Source organism: Comamonas sp. 26, from assembly GCF_002754475.1.
GTDB lineage: Bacteria > Pseudomonadota > Gammaproteobacteria > Burkholderiales > Burkholderiaceae_C > Comamonas.
On sequence record NZ_PEFL01000002.1, the window covers coordinates 333540 to 351687 of the forward strand.

Annotated in this window: 18 protein-coding genes; 4 read left to right on the top strand and 14 right to left on the bottom strand. The window is 56.9% G+C overall.

The genetic code is table 11. The annotated features are described in order from the left end of the window. The first annotated feature begins 5 nt into the window (after positions 1-5). Positions 6-989 (top strand): ribosome small subunit-dependent GTPase A, encoded by a 984-nt coding sequence (gene rsgA, locus CLU84_RS16065; protein ID WP_099738325.1) that lies wholly within the window; start codon positions 6-8, stop codon positions 987-989. A gap of 91 nt (positions 990-1080) precedes the next feature. On the opposite strand, the gene CLU84_RS16070 is transcribed toward rsgA, so the two are convergent. The 6 genes from CLU84_RS16070 to rpsP form a co-directional block, all read right to left on the bottom strand. Continuing rightward, positions 1081-2067, bottom strand: coding sequence for a CobD/CbiB family protein (locus tag CLU84_RS16070; RefSeq protein ID WP_099738327.1), 987 nt, complete (start codon positions 2065-2067; stop codon positions 1081-1083). Positions 2068-2114: 47 nt separating this feature from the next. Next, complete coding sequence (locus CLU84_RS16075) at positions 2115-2813, bottom strand: CoA pyrophosphatase (protein ID WP_099738329.1); 699 nt, start codon at positions 2811-2813, stop codon at positions 2115-2117. A gap of 124 nt (positions 2814-2937) precedes the next feature. Further along, positions 2938-3324, bottom strand: a complete 387-nt coding sequence (gene rplS, locus CLU84_RS16080; RefSeq protein ID WP_099738331.1) for a 50S ribosomal protein L19 — start codon at positions 3322-3324, stop codon at positions 2938-2940. A 139-nt stretch (positions 3325-3463) separates the two neighbouring features. Further along, a complete protein-coding gene (gene trmD, locus CLU84_RS16085; protein WP_099738333.1) occupies positions 3464-4243 on the bottom strand; it encodes a tRNA (guanosine(37)-N1)-methyltransferase TrmD in 780 nt (259 codons plus the stop codon). Positions 4244-4295: 52 nt separating this feature from the next. Continuing rightward, positions 4296-4865 carry a ribosome maturation factor RimM gene (rimM, locus tag CLU84_RS16090; protein WP_099738335.1) on the bottom strand — a complete coding sequence of 190 codons (570 nt, stop codon included), beginning with the start codon at positions 4863-4865 and terminating at the stop codon, positions 4296-4298. A gap of 109 nt (positions 4866-4974) precedes the next feature. Beyond that, the gene (gene rpsP / locus CLU84_RS16095) at positions 4975-5229 is read right to left on the bottom strand and encodes a 30S ribosomal protein S16 (RefSeq protein ID WP_099738336.1); all 255 of its coding nucleotides are present in this window, start codon (positions 5227-5229) and stop codon (positions 4975-4977) included. Positions 5230-5510: 281 nt separating this feature from the next. Here rpsP and CLU84_RS16100 point away from each other — a divergent pair, with 281 nt between their 5' ends. Together CLU84_RS16100 and CLU84_RS16105 are read left to right on the top strand one after the other, a co-directional pair. Further along, on the top strand, positions 5511-5996 hold the full coding sequence (locus CLU84_RS16100; protein ID WP_099738338.1) for an NINE protein: 486 nt from the start codon (positions 5511-5513) through the stop codon (positions 5994-5996). Between the two features lie 225 nt (positions 5997-6221). Continuing rightward, a complete protein-coding gene (locus CLU84_RS16105) occupies positions 6222-8006 on the top strand; it encodes a bifunctional diguanylate cyclase/phosphodiesterase (RefSeq protein ID WP_099738340.1) in 1785 nt (594 codons plus the stop codon). A gap of 98 nt (positions 8007-8104) precedes the next feature. Here CLU84_RS16105 and CLU84_RS16110 read toward each other — a convergent pair whose 3' ends face one another. The 7 genes from CLU84_RS16110 to CLU84_RS16140 form a co-directional block, all read right to left on the bottom strand. Continuing rightward, on the bottom strand, positions 8105-9115 hold the full coding sequence (locus CLU84_RS16110) for an inorganic phosphate transporter (protein ID WP_099738342.1): 1011 nt from the start codon (positions 9113-9115) through the stop codon (positions 8105-8107). 19 nt (positions 9116-9134) lie between these two features. Next, entirely contained in the window at positions 9135-9782 is a 648-nt protein-coding gene (locus CLU84_RS16115; protein WP_099738344.1) for a DUF47 domain-containing protein, read from the bottom strand. Between the two features lie 501 nt (positions 9783-10283). Beyond that, positions 10284-11042, bottom strand: a complete 759-nt coding sequence (locus tag CLU84_RS16120; protein ID WP_099738346.1) for an ABC transporter ATP-binding protein — start codon at positions 11040-11042, stop codon at positions 10284-10286. Between the two features lie 2 nt (positions 11043-11044). Next, positions 11045-11827: an ABC transporter ATP-binding protein gene (locus tag CLU84_RS16125; RefSeq protein ID WP_099738347.1), complete on the bottom strand. Its 783-nt coding sequence runs from the start codon at positions 11825-11827 to the stop codon at positions 11045-11047. A 30-nt stretch (positions 11828-11857) separates the two neighbouring features. Further along, on the bottom strand, positions 11858-12937 hold the full coding sequence (locus CLU84_RS16130; RefSeq protein WP_099738349.1) for an ABC transporter ATP-binding protein: 1080 nt from the start codon (positions 12935-12937) through the stop codon (positions 11858-11860). A gap of 9 nt (positions 12938-12946) precedes the next feature. Next, positions 12947-13876 carry a branched-chain amino acid ABC transporter permease gene (locus CLU84_RS16135; protein WP_099738351.1) on the bottom strand — a complete coding sequence of 310 codons (930 nt, stop codon included), beginning with the start codon at positions 13874-13876 and terminating at the stop codon, positions 12947-12949. A 368-nt stretch (positions 13877-14244) separates the two neighbouring features. Next, positions 14245-15612 carry a replication-associated recombination protein A gene (locus tag CLU84_RS16140; protein WP_099738353.1) on the bottom strand — a complete coding sequence of 456 codons (1368 nt, stop codon included), beginning with the start codon at positions 15610-15612 and terminating at the stop codon, positions 14245-14247. 407 nt (positions 15613-16019) lie between these two features. On the opposite strand from CLU84_RS16140, the gene brnQ reads away from it, so the two are divergent. Next, positions 16020-17345 carry a branched-chain amino acid transport system II carrier protein gene (gene brnQ, locus CLU84_RS16150; RefSeq protein ID WP_099738357.1) on the top strand — a complete coding sequence of 442 codons (1326 nt, stop codon included), beginning with the start codon at positions 16020-16022 and terminating at the stop codon, positions 17343-17345. Positions 17346-17495: 150 nt separating this feature from the next. Here brnQ and lolA read toward each other — a convergent pair whose 3' ends face one another. Next, positions 17496-18131 carry an outer membrane lipoprotein chaperone LolA gene (gene lolA, locus CLU84_RS16155; protein WP_099738359.1) on the bottom strand — a complete coding sequence of 212 codons (636 nt, stop codon included), beginning with the start codon at positions 18129-18131 and terminating at the stop codon, positions 17496-17498. Between the last annotated feature and the right edge of the window lie 17 nt (positions 18132-18148).

Consider the following 18148-nt stretch of genomic DNA (forward strand, 5'->3'; position numbering starts at 1 on the left):
TTTCTATGGCAAAACAAGGACAGCGCCCCCGCGCCCAAGCAAACTCTGACACTCAGACAGGCTTGGTGGTTGCCAGCTATGGCCGCCACTGCGTGGTCGAAACACCGGACGGCGAGCGACGCATCTGCCACCCGCGTGGCAAAAAAAGCCAGGCAGTGGTGGGAGATCATGTGCTGTGGCTGGCTCCCCCTCCCGGTCAGGGTGATGAAGGCACGATCGAAAAAGTACTCGAGCGCCGCAATGTCTTCTACCGCCAGGATGACATTCGCACCAAGACTTTTGCCGCCAATCTCGACCAGCTTCTGATTCTGATAGCGGCCGAACCTGTGTTCAGTGAAGTGCAACTCGCCCGTGCCTTGATTGCCGCCGAAGCCGCTCACATCACGCCCATCATTGCGCTGAACAAGATGGACCTGGAAGAACCTTTTCTGCGCGCCTGGGAGCGACTGGCCCCCTACCGCAGCATGCGTGATTCCGTGGAAGACCCGCCCCATTACATGGTGCTACCCCTGTCGCTGGAAGATGCCGACGATGAAGACCGCGACGCCATCATTGGCCTGCTGCAAGGCAAGACGACCCTGGTCCTCGGCCCTTCGGGCGTTGGCAAAAGCACTTTAATCAACCTGCTGCTACCAGACGCCAAGGTTGCTACCAAAGAAATTTCGCAGGCTCTGAACACCGGCAAGCACACAACCACCAGCACCACCTTGTACTGGGTGGATGAGGCGCGTACCACGGCCATCATGGACTCACCGGGATTTCAGGAGTTTGGCCTCTATCACATCGCCCCCACACAGCTGCCCGCGTGTATGCCCGACATTGGTGCCCATGCCAAGAACTGCAAGTTCTACAACTGCACCCATTTGCATGAGCCGGGCTGCGGAGTGATTGATGTGGTCAAAAATGGCTCTGACGATTTACCCATCAGTGATAACCGCTATCGTATTTACAGCGAACTGTTCGATGAGCTGAGCCAAGTGGGATATTGAATCTGCGCTGCGATAGCGGTCATCTCAGACATTCAATAAATCCATAGCAGCTAACGCTTAATCAATAAGCGATAGCTGCTTTTTTAATGAGTTATCCAAGCAGGCGAGCAAAGGTCAGCAAAGCCAGCAGCAGCAGCCAAACCACCACAGAGCGCCAAACCAGCCCCACCACGCTGCGCAAATGGGACATTTCAGGCTCGCGCCCCGGGGTGGAGTCACTGCCACTCTCCCACTGCGCATCAGCACCCTCTTCGCCATAACCCGCATCGCGGCGGCGCAGGGCTTCACCTCCCAAACGTACATTGATAGCACCGGCAGTGGCGGCCAAAATTACGCCATCGTTGTCATTCTGAAAGCGCTGGGCATAGACACGCCAGTTGTCGATAGCCTCTTCAAAGCTACCCACCATGGCAAAGGAAAGAGCGGTCAGCCGCGCAGGCAGCCAGTCAATCACATACCAAGCCTTGGCTGCAGCAGACTGCAGACGCTCACTGGTCGGAGCCTGCAAGCCTTCAGCACCTTTGCGTGACCAGGCACGCGACAGATATTCCGCCATACGGTACAGAATGGCACCCAGCGGGCCAAGTCCCAGCGCCGAAAAAACCGAGAACCAGAACAGCACGCCAAACACATGGCGGTGCGCGGCCAGCACTGAATATTCGATGACATGGCGCACCACTTCGCTGCGCGGGACTTCGCTGGCATCCACCTGCTGCCAGTCGGCCAGTGCCTGACGGGCGGCAAATTCATCCCCTGCATCCAGCGCATCACGAATATGCGTGAAGTGGTGGCTGAACTGGCGAAAGCCCAGCGTGACGTAGAGCACGGCCACGTTCCAGAGCATGGCGGCGGGCCAGCCAATCAGCTGCAGAAAGACCCAGAAGAGTCCGAGCACGATGGCGCAGGGCAGCAAGACCGCCATGATCCAGGCCAGCCAGCCGTGGTGGGCTTTGCCCGCATCAAAGTTGCGACGAACGGTCACCGTCCAGGCGCGATAGCCCCCTTGCACCAGGTTAGACCGGGCCAGCGGGCGCGCCTGCTCCAGCAGCAAGGCGATCAAGATGGCGAAAAAACTCATTGCTTCATCATAGCGGGGCTGTTTGTCAGCTTGTTACAACTGAGATCTCAAGCCACCAAAAAACGGTAAAGATTGCGCAGCATACCTGCCGTCGCCCCCCAGATGTAGCGCTGCTGCTCTCCATCCTGATAGGGCATGGCGAACCACTCTCGATCTACGCCCTGCCACTGCATAGCATGGCGCTGGTGGTGAGCTGGGTTGAGCAAGAAGGACAAAGGGACTTCAAACAAATCCGCTACCTCGCCCGGATTGGGAAAGTAACTGGGCTGTGGGTGCACCAGCGCCACCACAGGCGTGATATTGAATGCCGTCCCCGTCACATAGACAGGCAGACGTCCCAGCACCTCAACATTCTTGAGGGCAAGTCCCACCTCTTCATGCGCCTCGCGCAGCGCTGTGGCCTCGGCTGATACATCCTGCGGGTCGCGTTTGCCACCCGGAAAAGCCACCTGCCCGGAATGCGTGGACAGCTTTGCCGAGCGCACGGTCAGCAGCACCGTCGGCTGCTCACGCAGCACGATAGGCACAAGCACAGCGGCATCAGAAGGCACACGAGTGGTAAAGCGCTTTTCTGGCATGTGCTCGGGCAACCACTGAGGCGGCTGTGCGAAGCGCTTGCGCAGGGCCTGAGGCGTCTGCGCACCCAAGGGAACCGAGGGCAACTGACGGTCAATGCCCAGCAATCGCGCCAGACTGGGATCTACGGTGCCGATGGGAGGAGTAGAGGATTGATCAGAAGCAGGCATGTATTCAGCCCAAACAAGAACAAAAGCAGGAACAAAAGCAGGAACAACAAAACCATGGCAGCCATAAAAAAAGCCGCTACAGCGAACTGTAGCGGCTTTTAGGGAATCACTTCCGACGCGCGTATTACTGAGCAGCAGCTGCAGTCTTAACGCGGCGCTGAGGCAGCTTTTCCTTGATACGAGCAGACTTGCCGCTACGTTCACGCAGGTAGTACAGCTTGGCACGGCGCACATCACCGCGACGCTTGACTTCAATGCCAGCGATCAGAGGGGAGTAAGTCTGGAACGTACGTTCCACGCCTTCGCCGCTGGAGATCTTGCGCACTGTGAAGCCGCTGTTCAGGCCACGATTACGCTTAGCAATCACAACGCCTTCGTAAGCTTGAACGCGCTTACGAGCACCTTCAACCACGTTCACGCTCACGATGACGGTGTCACCAGGAGCGAATTCGGGGATAGTCTTGTTCAGGCGAGCAATTTCTTCTTGCTCGAGGGTCTGGATCAGATTCATGATGTAAATCCACTTGGATCTTGTCCGCGCCAGAATTGGCAAGCACCGGGATTGGTGCCATTGCTGCATTACAGGAACTGCCCGAAAGCAGATCCGTTATTCCTTGCAGCGGCCGGATAGAGGATCAAAGAGCCTCAGATTATAGCTTGGGAGCTGTTTTTGCCAAAAACCCTTCGTCCTTGGCATTGAGAAGGCCCTGTTTTCGGGCTTGCTCAATCAACTCAGGGCGGTGCTGCGCCGTAATACGCAGGCGCTGATCACGGCGCCAACGTTCAATATTGGCGTGGTGGCCAGACAACAGCTCAGGCGGCACATCCTGCCCATTCCAGACTTCAGGGCGGGTGTAGTGCGGGCAGTCAAGCAAACCATCCAGCGCGGGGTTGAAGCTGTCTTGCTGAAAGCTGCCTTCGTCGTTAAGCACACCTGGCTGCAATCGCGCCAGGGAGTCCAGCAGCACCATGGCCGCCAGCTCGCCACCGGAGAGCACAAAGTCACCCAGACTCAGCTGGTGCGTGACATAGGTATCGATAAATCGCTGGTCAATACCTTCATAGCGCCCGCAAAGCAGCACTGCACCACGGCTTTCAGCCCACTCAGCCACCACCGCATGCTTGAGCGTGGTGCCAATGGGCGAAAACAAAACCACGGGTACGGGCTCGGCCTGCTCTTGCGCATCAGCCTCGATACGGGCTTCGCGAATCGCATTCAGGCACAGCTGTAAGGGCTCGGCCATCATCACCATGCCGGGGCCGCCGCCAAAGGGGCGATCATCAACGCGGCGGTAATTACCTTCGGCCCAATCGCGAGGGTTCCACAAATGCACTGCGACCTGACCAGAGCTATAAGCGCGGCGAGTCACCCCGCTCTCCAGAAATGGGGCAAACAACTCAGGGAACAGGGTAATGATGTCGAAACGCATTATTTACAAAATGCAAGCAGCTATCTAATTGATAGTGCTTGCGCATTCAAATTCAATAATCAGACTGCCAGTCGGCGACGATGAGCTTCGTGGCCAGATCGACCGAGTCCACATAGGCGTCAACAAAAGGAATCAGGCGCTCCTGCTCCTTGCCTTCAACTTCATAGCCCAGCACCAGCACAGTCTGCGGGCCAGTCGACATCAGATCCGTGACAACGCCCAGAGCCACACCTTCGCGGTTGACTACGGACAGGCCCAGCAAGTCGACCCAGTAAAACTCGCCGTCATCGGTCTTGGGGAAATGCTCACGCGCTACAAAGATGCGAGCACCGCGCAAGGCTTCAGCCGCGTTACGGTCTGCCACTTCAGGCGAGGTCGCCACCACAGTATCGGAGTGAAAACGCGCCTGCTTGACTGGCAAGACCACAGTCCCCGTGAACTGCTTGGCGCCCTTTTCCGAGGGCAGCAAGAACCAGTTCTTGGCGGCAAACAGTGCATCAGGAGCGCTGCTGAACGCGTGGACTTTGAACCAGCCCTTGATTCCCCAGGCATCGGCAATGCGACCGACTTCAACGGCATCAGCAGGCAAGCTCGTAGCTTGAAGAAGAGGCATGTGGCTCATGGGAATCAGCGGAAGAGAGATTTCAGAAATTCAATAGAAAACGGGTCCCGTCAGGCAAGCCAACGGAACCCGCTTTGATAAGGCGCTTAAAAAAGCAGCCACCTAAAAATTAGGCAGCAACCTTCTTGGTAGCTTCCTTGATCAGGCGTTCAGCCGTTTCAGAAGCTTGAGCACCAACGCTCTTCCAGTAAGCAACGCGGTCCAGAGCCAGACGCAGGCCTTCTTCGGCGCCACGAGCGCTAGGGTTGTAGAAACCCAGACGTTCGATGAAGGCACCGTCGCGGCGAACGCGCTTGTCAGCAACAACTACGTTGTAGAAAGGACGAGCTTTAGAGCCGCCGCGGGAGAGACGAATAACAACCATGATGTTTCCTTCGGGTGGTTACAGCCAGTGCCATCAAAAATTTGACCAGCTGCGCAGGTTTTCTTACAGCGTTTGAGACACGCGACATGACCACCCGGCCAGCGACACGCCGTAAAACCGGAAATTATATCGATTTCTATCCACGATGCCTACAGCCCGACAAATGAACAGCTGCATTGCAAAGGTCTATCGCCAATTAGACCGCACTTGCCCTGTGCCCAAAGAGCGGCATGGCGGGAATAATGGACTGGTCCTCTCGCTTTCAGCTTCTGCTCCCAGCCATGAACCCTATTGCGTCCACTACGGCCTCCACCTCTCGCGCCAAGAACAAGACTGTCGCCGCTTGGCTGGCATTTCTGGGCGGCCCACTGGGCTTGCACCGCTTCTACCTCCACGGCCTGGGGGATTGGCTGGGCTGGCTTTTGCCCATCCCTACCGCACTGGGTATTTACGGCATTGAGCGGGTCCAGCAGCTTGGCCAGGACGACCAGCTGAGCTGGATTCTCATCCCCATGCTGGGCTTCACCATCGCCGGGTGCGCACTACGCGCCATTCTGTATGGGCTGATGGACAAACAGGCCTGGAATGCCCATTTCAACCCCGGCGCAGCCTCTGATGCACCTGCGGGGAGAACCCAATGGACCACGATTTTCGCCATTGCACTGTCGTTGATGTTTGGCGCCACCGTGCTGATGGCCAGCATTGCCTACAGCTTTCAGCATTATTTTGAATATCAGGTACAAGAGGCGCGAAAAATATCGCAATGAGGCTGATTCAGCGTCTTCAAACCAAAGGTTGAACTTATCAAACCTTATTTTCAAAATGCATTTTTTGTAAGCAAAAGTCTAATTTCAGGTTTAAGAGACTTAAAACGCTTCGCTAACAATCGACAGAACCCACAATGCAAATCTGAAGAACATCTTGCAACGACTTCGCCTCTCACAGACTCTGGATCCTTAGGCGTTCTCGCTGCACTTGCCTGATGAGGTTTTATGTCTGTACCTGCCGACAAGTCTGTCAAATCCGAAGTACATGGGCAAAGCCCCTTCCCGGCCGCCACCAGTCTGGTGGGCGTGTACGGAGAGCAGCTTTTCCGCATTCTTGAACAGACTAGTAGCGGTTATGTGCTGCTGGATGCGCAAAACCGGGCTCAGCGGTGGAATGATGGTTACCTGCGCCTCTTTCCCTGGCTTGCACCGGCTCTCAAGGTCGGCGCAACGCTGCAGACGGTACTGCAATCTGCTGCGGCATCTGCATCAAACACATCTGCGCCAGCTCTGAACAGCATTGCCGAAAGCCAGCTGTCGTTGATCACGCGCCAACAAACCAGTGCCCAGATTCAACTACCCAATAGGCGCAAGGTCAGCCTGTCGGCTCACGCTCTTTCGGCCAATTACACCGTGCTGGCCTGCAAGGAACTGGTTGCCGATGAAGGCGACGGGGAAAGCCTCGCATTCTTTGATGTTCTGACCAACCTGCCCAACCGCCGCCTGCTGCTGGATCGTCTGTCGCAATCCATGATCCAGTCTGAGCGCACAGGCTGGCGTGGCGCCCTGCTAACCATCGACATGGAGCCCGCCAAGGGCTTTACCCGCCTGAATGTCAATGAGGCCCATGCACACCTGGCGTCAGACATTGCACAGCGCCTGCTCAGCTGCGTGCGCTCCTGCGATACCGTGGCTCGCATGGATGCCAAGCACTTTGTCGTCATGGTGTCTGATCTGTCCCCAGATATTGAACTGGCCAACCTGCTGGTCGAGCGGCTTGGAGAGCGCCTTCAGGAAAGCCTGAACACCAGCTACAAGCTCAACAACCAGACCGTGACGCTGGAGGCGAATATTGGAGCCACCTTGTTCGGGCCTCACTCGCGCTCGGCCACCGAGCTGCTGCAGCAAGCTGAAACTGCTATGTACCGCCTGCGCGACGAGGAAGCCCCAGGGCTGCATTTCTTCAGCCCCGAGCAGAAAATTCAGCCCGTAGATCGATCCCGCATGGAACAAGGTCTGCGTGAGGCACTGCGTCTGGGTCAGTTTGAGCTTCACTACCAGCCCCAGTACTCCACCCGTGGCGACGTTAGTGGACTCGAAGCATTGCTGCGCTGGCGCCACCCTAGCCGTGGTCTGGTGCCGCCCAGCATCTTTTTGTCAATTGCAGAAGAAACCGACATCATTGTTCCACTGGGCCGCTGGAGCATTCAAGCCGCTTGCGAGCAACTGGCCCAATGGAAGAACGACCCACAACTGAGTAATCAAACCGTCTGCGTCAACATCAGCGCCAAGCAACTGCAACATGCGGATCTGGCTGAGCAAGTCGAGAGCATCATTGCGCACACGGGTGCCAACCCCGCCCTGCTCATGCTGGAGCTTTCAACCAAAACCCTGAACCCCGTCAATGCAGACATCATTCAAGCCTTGAGCCGCCTCAGCGCCATTGGCCTTCGTCTGTCGCTGGATGACTTTGGCAGCGGCTCAAGCACACCCGAGGTGCTGCGCCAATTGCCTTTGTGCCAGCTCAAGCTCGCACATTCACTGGTTCAGCGCCTCGGCCCCAACAATGCCAGCGAAGCCGCGGTTCAAGCAGCAATTGCACTGGCTGGCCGCCAAAAAATCGCTGTGGTAGGTGCGGGTATTGAAACCCTTGAGCAACGCGCCCTGCTGGCGCAGCATGGTTGCGAGCACTTCATGGGCTATCTGTTCAGCGCCCCGGTGCCGGTTGTTCAAATCAAGTCACTGCTGCAAAACCCTGCATTGTTTGGGCTACAGAAACATGTCGCCTGATCCCTAATTCAGGCATAAAAAAGGCTTCGCAATGCGAAGCCTTTTTTTCATCTAACCTTTGATTCATATGCACTAGCAGCTATGAATCAAGTAGCAAATTAATACAGCTGCAGGCTGACCCAATAAGCAATAGAAGCCACAAAGGCACTAGCTGGAATCGTCAGAACCCAGGCCCAGACGATATTGCCAGCAACGCCCCAGCGCACTGCGCTGGCTCGCTGGGTAGAACCCACGCCCACAATCGCACCAGTGATGGTGTGTGTGGTCGAGACAGGTACGCCCAGGAAGGTTGCGAAGAACAGCGTCAAAGCGCCACCGGATTCAGCACAGAAGCCGCCAACAGGCTTGAGCTTGGTGATCTTCTGACCCATGGTCTTCACGATGCGCCAGCCACCAAACATGGTGCCCATACCAATCGCCAAGTAGCAACTCACAATAGTCCACGTCGGTGGCGATGCGTCAGCGGCATTGGTGTAACCCGTTGCAATCAGCAGCAGCCAGATGATACCGATGGTCTTTTGAGCATCGTTACCACCATGACCCAAGCTGTAAGCGCCGGCAGAAACCAATTGCAAACGGCGGAACCACTTATCCACGCGATTGGGGCTTGCGCGGCGAAAAATCCAGGCCACCAGCACCATCATCAGCGAACCCAGCAGGAAGCCCAGCACGGGAGACACAAAGATGAAGGCCACGGTCTTCCAGATACCGCTGGCAATCAGTGCACCGGCACCAGCCTTGGCCATAACAGCACCCACAATGCCGCCAATCAGGGCGTGCGAAGAGCTACTGGGAATACCGTAGATCCAGGTGATGACGTTCCAGGAAATGGCACCAACCAGGGCACCGAACACGACGTGCGTATCCACAATACCCGGCTGAACAATGCCTTTGCCCACAGTGGCTGCCACGCTCAGATGGAAGACAAAAACCGCCACCACGTTGAAGAAAGCAGCGAAAATCACCGCCTGAGCGGGCTTGAGCACCCCCGTAGAGACTACGGTGGCGATGGAATTGGCAGCGTCGTGAAAGCCGTTCATAAAGTCGAACAGCAACGCAAGCACCACCAGCAAAATCACAACCCAGAGGGCTGCCTGTACCGGTTCCATGATCGGGCTCCAGCGAGAATCAGGAATTCTCGAGGACGATGCCCTCGATCAGATTGGCCACGTCTTCGCAGCGATCTGTAACGGTTTCCAGCAGCTCGTAAATAGCCTTGAGCTTGATCACTTCACGAACATCGGGCTCTTCACGGAAGAGCTTGCTCATGGCGGCTCGCATCACGCGGTCAGCGTCGCTTTCCAGACGATCAATCTCGTCGCAGGTCTTGCTCGTGGCATCCACGATGGAGGGGTCCGAGAGGCGATCCAGCAACTTGACGGCATCACGCACCCGCTCACAGCAACGCACACACAGGTCGGTCAGACGTGTGATTTCTTCCGTCATGTGACGCACGTCGTACAGAGCCATGGTCTCGGCCGAGTCCTGAATCAGGTCAGCCACGTCATCCATGGTGTTGATCAGCGAGTGAATGTGCTCGCGATCCAGCGGGGTGATGAACGTCTTGTGCAGCAACTTGGTCACATCATGAGTGATGCGGTCAGCGGCGCGCTCGGCGTTATCGACGTCTGCGTTGTATTTTTCGCGCAGATGGGGGTCGTTGTAATTTGCAACGAGTTGCGAGAAAGCATGAGCTGCTTCAACAATGCGGTCTGCATGCTGATTGAACATCTCGAAAAAATTGCCTTCTCGCGGCAATAGCTTGCCAAATAGCATGAATGCTCCTTACCGGGGAAAAGAAACCAGGCGACTCACAGCAAAAGAGCATGGTTCCCGGCTTAAACGGGGCGAAGTTTACTCTTGAGTCCTTGTGCGTTTCAGCGCGCAAACAAGACAGCCCTTCAAGGGCCACGAAAAATAAAACACACTGTGTTTTTCTCACAAAATACTGATAAAGCGCAGCAGTTCATGCTGAGAAAGAGATTTATCTCAATCAAAAGTGCGTAAAGCGCTCGATATGAAATGGCAGCAAAAAAATCACGCGAATAAGTTCTAAAAATTTCTTTTTGTAATAAGCAAATTTCTTAAAGGCATAGAAAAGAATTTAAAAGAACCAAAAGGAAATAAAAAAAACATTCAAAAAACCCAAAAAAACGTCATTTATTTGTCATCTTGTTCAGATTACGGGGATTTGCGCAGGAAATTGAGACTCCAGAGCATGCTCGAAACGAGCTGCCCTAAAGCCATTCTCAACCTCTCGAATACCCTAATGAGGATCTACTCGCCCAGATAGGCGGCGCGCACACGCGGATCCTTGAGCAAAGTCTGCCCTGGGCCCGTCATGGTGATGATTCCAGACTCCATCACATAACCCCGGTCAGCCAGCGCCAGCGCACGGCTGGCATTTTGCTCCACCAGCATCATGGTGACGCCCAGAGCATAAACATCGCTGACCACCTCAAAAATCTTGTCCACCATGATGGGAGACAGGCCCATGGATGGCTCATCCAGCAGCAGCACCTTGGGCTGACTCATCAAGGCACGCGCCATGGCCAGCATTTGCTGCTCACCACCAGACATCGTTCCCGCCAGCTGATCTTTGCGCTCTCTAAGACGCGGGAAGATGCCAAACATGCGCTCAATATCGGCCTGAATACCGGCCTTGTCATTGCGCGTGTAGGCACCCATAAGCAGGTTTTCCGTGATCGTCATGCGTGCAAACACGCCGCGCCCTTCGGGCACCATGACCAGGCCTTCAGCCACCAGGTCCCAGGCACCTTTGCCCTTGATGCTTTTGCCCAGATACAGAATTTCTCCATCTGCAATAGGCAGGCCACGTGTAACGGCTTTCATGGTGGTGGTCTTGCCCGCACCATTGGAGCCAATCAGTGACACCAGTTCGCCCTGATGCACGACAAAATCCACCCCTTTGACGGCCTGAATACCGCCGTAGCCCACCTTGAGCCCGCGCACCTCCAGCAGCGCCGGCGCTGCGGATTTGACCACCTGAGCTTGTTCCAGCACTTGTTCCTGCATATTCAATGGCCTCCGGTGCCCAGATAGGCTTCAATCACTTTTTCGTTCTTTTGCACTTCGGCGGGCGTGCCTTCGGCAATGGGTTTGCCGTAGTCCAGCACTGTCACGCGATCGCACAGGCCCATGACCAGCTTGACATCGTGCTCAATCAGCAAAATAGTGCGCTGGTCATTGCGGATGCGGTCAATCAGCTCGCGCAGTTGCACCTTCTCCGTGGCATTCATGCCAGCGGCTGGTTCATCTAGCGCGATCAACTGCGGATCGGTGGCCAGCGCTCGGGCAATTTCCAGCCGGCGCTGATCGCCATACGACAGCGTACGGGCCTTGAAGTCAGCATATTTTCCAATGCCCACATAGTCGAGCAGCTCTCGCGCCCGCTGGCGAATCGCAGCTTCCTCGGCCTTGAAGCCCTTGGTACGAAACACTGCCCCCAGCAAGCCTGAATGTGTGCGTACATGGCGGCCCACCATCACATTCTCAAGCGCCGTCATTTCGGCAAACAGGCGAATGTTCTGGAAGGTTCGGGCAATTCCCGCTCTTGCCACCTTGTGCACGGCCGTAGGTTCGTAGGGCTTGCCAGCCAGCTCAAACTTGCCGGTATCTGGCGTATACAGACCGGTGATGACGTTGAAAAAAGTCGTCTTACCTGCACCATTGGGGCCAATCAGGCCATAGACCTGCCCCCGCTCTATCTTCATGTTGACGTCGGACAGTGCCTGCAAGCCGCCAAAGCGCTTGGAGATGCCCGAGACGTTGAGGACCGTGGAAGTCGTGTTCTCTGCCATATCAGTTCACATTCCTTGTCTTCACTGTCATCAGGACACATGGTCCAGGTTTTTGGCGCGCTCTGGCGTGGGCCACAGCCCGCGTGGACGCATGAGCATGATGACGATCATGGCCAGCGCAATCAGCAACTGGCGCAGGATGGAGGCGTCTAGCCGCCCGCCCGTCATCTCCTGCAGAGGGCCAGCCACATAGCGCAGCGCCTCGGGCAAGGCCGAGAGCAGAACCGCCCCCAAAATCACGCCGGGGATATGGCCCAGACCACCGAGAACCACCATGGCGACGATCATGACGGACTCCATAAGGCTGAACGACTCTGGCGAGACGAAGCCCTGAAAAGCAGCGAACATGGCCCCGGACACACCGCCAAACGATGCGCCCATGCCAAAGGCCAGCAGCTTCATGTTGCGCACATTGATACCCATGGCCTTGGCGGCGATTTCATCTTCACGAATCGCCATCCAGGCACGGCCAATACGCGAGTCCTGCAGGCGGTAGCAAATCAGCACCGTGAACAGCACCAGCACCAGAAACAGGTAGTAGTACATCGTGACCGATGCCACATCAAAACCAAAAAACTCGTGGCGCTTGGCCAGGTCAAAGCCAAAGACCTTGACCGAGTCGATCTGACCAATGCCTTTGGGGCCATTGGTGATGTTGACGGGCTGATCCAGGTTGTTCACGAAGATGCGGATGATCTCGCCAAAGCCCAGCGTCACGATGGCCAGATAGTCCCCGCGCAGCCGCAGCACTGGCAGCCCCAGCAACACCCCTGCACACGCTGCAATCAGCATGCCTAGCGGAATAACCAGCCAGATAGAGGTGTGCAGCCCGTCCGGGAACATGGCCGCGAACCCCTCAAAAGTCTCAGCCAGATGAGGCGATGCCATCAGCGCAAACATATACGCGCCCACGGCATAGAAGGCCACATAGCCCAAGTCCAGCAGACCGGCGTAGCCCACCACGATGTTCAGGCCCAGCGCCAACATCACGTAAAGCAGGGCCAAATCGGCAATACGCACCCATGCGTTGCCAAAGTACTGCAGGATGAATGGCAACACCAGCAGGCCAATGCCACCTAAAACCCAGGAAAGTATCTTTTTGTTTTTCATGGGTAATCCTCAGGCTCGATCAGCCACACGCTCACCCAGCAGACCCGAAGGACGCAGCGTCAGGATGATGATGAGCACGACGAAGGCAAAGATGTCGGTGTACTGGCTACCCAGAACCCCGCCCGTCAGATCGCCGATATAGCCCGAGCCTATGGACTCAATCAGCCCCAGCAGCAGGCCACCAACCACCGCACCGGCCAAGTTGCCGATACCGCCAAATACCGCTGCCGTAAACGCCTTCAGACCCGGCAAGAAGCCCATGGTGTGGTGCGCCGTGCCATAGTTGGAGGCATACAAAATACCTGCAATGGCCGCCAGCACCGCACCGATGATGAAGGTGGCAGAGATCACCATGTCCGGCTTCACACCCATCAGCGAAGCCACACGCGGGTTCTCGGCCGTGGCGCGCATGGCGCGGCCCAGCTTTGTGTAGTTCACCAAGTACATCAGCGTAGCCAGTGCCAGAGCCGTGACCACCAGCACCAGAATCTGCGTGGGCGTAATCACCGCTGTGCCAATTTCATAAGGCGTGCTGGAAAGCAATGTGGGGTAAGCCTTGTAGTTAGGCTTCCAGATGATCATGGCCAGCGTCTGCAGCAGGATGGAGACGCCAATGGCCGTAATCAGCGGCGCAAGGCGCGGGCTGCTGCGCAGCGGGCGGTAGGCCACTTTTTCGATCACGAAGTTCAGCGATGCAGCCACCACGCAGGCAATGATGGCGGATATCAAAAGCATGAGCCAGCCCGGCAGATAAGGCATGGCTTCCTGCATCAGACCGATGCAGCTCCAACTAGTTAAAGCTCCCACCATCAGCACTTCACCGTGGGCAAAGTTAATCAGCTGAATGATGCCGTACACCATGGTGTAGCCCAAGGCTATCAAGGCGTACATGCTGCCCAACACCAGACCATTGATGATCTGTTGCAGCAAGATATCCATAAGCGCGCTCCCCTTCTCTCGACCCAAGACGGAGACACAGCGAGCCTCTCATCCCGAACGACGGAGCCAGCAATGCCATGGTTCCTCTTTTGCAGTCCGCCGCTTTGTGAGCCGCTTGTCGCAAAAGAGTGAATCGATTCTAGGGAGCAGTTTTCATGCCAGAGGGCGGGGGTTTCCCGTGGCAGAGGCTGTTGATGCCGCAGCGCAAAAAGTTATCGGCCACGCAAGTTCAATAAATTCAGACACTTAGTCAGCATCAAGCGGCACAAATAGCGATAAAAGCCAAAAGCATCAGTAAGAGTGCCGCATTCCACTAGTCACCGTCTTGCAACACTGAGCAAATGGCCTACGGGCAGCGCTTGACGAAGTTACAGCTCAGGCTCAGGTTCCTGCTGCGGCTTGCCAGCACGCGCCGCCTCATTCAGCTCGCGCAGTTGCTCCAGCTTCTGGCCAATCTTGATTTCCAGCCCGCGCGGTACCGGCTGGTAAAAGCCGGGGTCTTCCATGCCATCGGGCAGATAGCTCTCGCCGGCCGCAAAACCGCCTTCTTCGCTGTGCGCGTAGCGGTAGTCCTTGCCATAGTCCAGCTGCTTCATCAGCTTGGTCGGTGCGTTGCGCAAATGCAGGGGCACAGGGCGCGTGGCGTCGGCCTTCACAAAGGCCTTGGCCTTGTTGTAGGCCATGTAGCCCGCGTTGCTCTTGGGAGCCACGGCCAAATAGATCACCGCCTGCGCCAGCGCCAGTTCGCCCTCGGGACTGCCCAGGCGCTCGTACGTCGCCGCTGCGTCATTGCACATCTGCATGGCGCGCGGATCGGCCAAACCAATATCTTCCCAGGCCATGCGCACAATGCGGCGCGCCAGATAGCGCGGGTCTGCACCGCCATCCAGCATGCGAGTGAACCAATACAGTGCGGCATCCGGGTCAGAGCCGCGCACGGATTTGTGCAGCGCGCTGATGGTGTCGTAGAACTGCTCGCCGCCTTTGTCGTAACGGCGCATGCGCTCTCCCAGCACCTTGAGCAGCCAGACATCGGTAATCGTTTCCACCTTGGCCTGCTCAGCCGTGATGGATAGAGTCTCCAGCGTGTTCAGCAAACGGCGTGCATCACCGTCGGCATAAGCGATCAGGCGTTCAATCGCTTCGTTTTCGATAGCTGGAAGCGCTTTTATGGCCTGCGCTTTAGCCACTATTTGCTTTAAATCTGCTTCCGCCAGCGACTCCAGCACATAGACCGCCGCACGTGAGAGCAACGCCGAGTTAACTTCAAACGACGGGTTCTCCGTCGTCGCGCCGATAAAGGTGAACAGGCCGCTTTCCACATGAGGCAAAAACGCATCCTGCTGGCTTTTATTGAAGCGGTGCACCTCGTCCACAAACACGATGGTGCGCTGCTGCATCAGCCCGTCGCGCGCCAGCTGCGCCTGCTCCACGGCTTCGCGAATGTCCTTGACGCCGCCCAGCACAGCGCTGATGGAGATGAACTGCGCATCAAACGAATCGGCCATCAGGCGGGCAATCGTGGTCTTACCCACGCCGGGCGGGCCCCAGAGAATGCAGCTGTGCGGGCGACCCGACTCAAACGCCAGGCGCAGCGGCATGCCCTCACCCAGCACTTGTTGCTGACCGACCACCTCGCCCAGCGTGCGCGGGCGCAGACGTTCTGCCAGTGGCTGATGGGAAACCGCCGAGTGATGGGAAACCGCCGAGGAATGAGTGTTGTTGTGCATGACCATGACCCCTCAAGTATCCAACGCGCCAGCCCTGCGCGCAGCCGAAGGGGCTGAGCTGTTTGGCACAGCTACCTGCATAGCCAGTGCCACCTGCGTTAACCTTTATTTCCTATCAGAATTATTGATAAGAGAAAATAGCGTTTTAACGGATTAAATCTCTCCATTAACGAGGTCACCCCTCGCCTTCATGGAGGTACTGCCCCTGTTCTGCCTGCCAAAAGCCAGGTCAGCCATGCGCGGCAGCGCGTTTAGATTCATTGCCAGCTGCCCCACCTTCGGCAGGCAATGCCTGAGACTGATACGGCTACCGCCTGTCAGCCAGCACTCAATCGAAAGCATCCGCAACTTTCCTTGATTCCAACTGACTCTGGGCGCGCTGCTGCAAGCACCGTGCGCCAGATCCTATGCGTATGAAAAAACTCAAGACGTGGGACATTTTTGCCCTCGGCTTCATGACCTTTGCCTTGTTCCTCGGGGCAGGCAACATCATCTTCCCCCCCATGGTGGGCATGGCTGCGGGTGAAAACCTGCTGGGCGCATCGGCCGGCTTTTTGCTGACCGGCGTGGGCCTGCCACTGCTTGGCGTGATCGCTCTGGCCCGCGTGGGCGGTGGTCTGGACACCCTGACTCACCCCATCGGCCGCATTGCCGGTCTGGTTCTGGCGGTTGCCATTTACCTCACCATAGGCCCGCTGTTCGCCACGCCGCGCACAGCCACGGTCTCGTTTGAGATGGGCCTGGCTCCGTTTGTGGGCAACACACCTGGCATGCTGCTGGCCTTCACCATCACCTATTTTGTGATGGTGGCGCTGCTGTCGCTGTTCCCCGGCAAGCTGATGGACAACGTGGGCAAGATCATCACCCCCGTGCTGATTGTGGCTCTGGCTGTACTCGGCGGCTCTGCCGTGCTGGCCCCCGTGGGCGGCTACAGTGTCAGCACCACGGCCTATGCCACGCAAGCTGCAGCCTTCTCCGAAGGCTTTTTGCAGGGCTACCAGACCATGGATGCGCTGGCTTCGCTGATCTTCGGCATCGTCATCGTCAACGCCATCAAGGCGGCTGGCGTGCATGACACCAAGCTGCACACCCGCTACTGCATCTACGCCGGCATCATTGCCGCCGTGTGTCTGGGTCTGGTCTATGCATCACTGATGTACCTGGGTGCCACCAACAGCAATCTGGCAGCCAATGCCACTACCGGTGTGCAGATTCTCACGGCTTTTGTGCAGCAGACCTTTGGCCCCGCAGGCCTGTGGCTGCTGGCCATCGTCATCATGCTGGCCTGCCTGACGACCGGGATCGGCCTGATCACGGCATGCAGCAGCTTCTTCAGCGAGCTGACCGGCATCAATTACCGCGCCATGGTCATCGGCCTGTCCGTCTTCAGCGCTGTTGTCGCCAACCAAGGCCTGGCCCAGCTGATTGCCGTGGCCGTGCCTGTGCTCGTGGGTCTGTACCCTCTGGCCATTGCCCTGATCGCCCTGAGCCTGCTGCACCGCTGGAACCAGCCATCGCGCGTCTACATCCCCGTCATGGCCGTCGCACTGGTCTTTGGCATGTTCGACGCAGCCAAGGCTGCCAACTTTGATTTGCTAGTCCCCGCATGGCTGAACAGCCTGCCCGGTGCCGCTATGGGCATGGGCTGGGTCACTCCCGTTGTCTGCGTGCTAGTCATTGCGGGCGTGCTGGACTTTGCCACCGGCAGCAAACAAGCCATGAGCGCCAAACGCGCCTGATGGCTCCATCTTGAACCGGCCCAGCCACTATCAAAAGCGCAGCACGTTACGCTTATATATAAGGGCCACAGCCTGATTCAACAATAAAAAAGGCCTGCGGAGATTAATCCGCAGGCCTTTTTTGCGCTCGCCACCCAGGGCTAGCCATGTTTACTGCTTGAGCACGTCCGCACCCTTAGGCGCTTTGAACTGGAAGGTCGATGCTGGCAAAGAAGCCTGTGTCTGCAAAGACTGGAACTTCATCAGCGAATGCTGGCCGAAGCTGTCTTCAATGCTGAGCGCCGCCAGCTGCCCTTCGGGCGTAAAGCCAATGCGCACGCTTTTAAGCTGACCGCCCTTTTGCTTGGGGCTGGCCAGCACCCATTCCATACCATCGCCATTGGGCTCGTTGCTCAGCTCAAAGTCTGCCTTGAGCGCCTTCAGATCCGTGGCCGAAGTCAAAATTGCCGCCGGCGTGCTGCCCAGAGCCTGCGCCTGCGCGCGCTCTGTGACTTGATTCAGGTCGGCGTCATACAGCCACAGCGTCTTGCCGTCCGCCACGATCAGTTGCTCAAACGGCTTGACGTAGTTGAAACGAAACTTGCCGGGGCGCTGAAATTCAAAGCTACCGCTGGAAATCTTGGTGCGCGCCTCCTGCCCCTGCTTGGGAGGAGCCGTCACCGACTGCGTGAACTCCGCCTTGCCTGCGCGGACGTTCTTCATAAAGGACTCAAGGCTTTTCAAGCCATCAGCCATTGCTGTGCTTGCGCCAGCAGCTATCAAAATTGCAGTCAAAAGACGTTTCATCTTTTCTCCAAAAATTT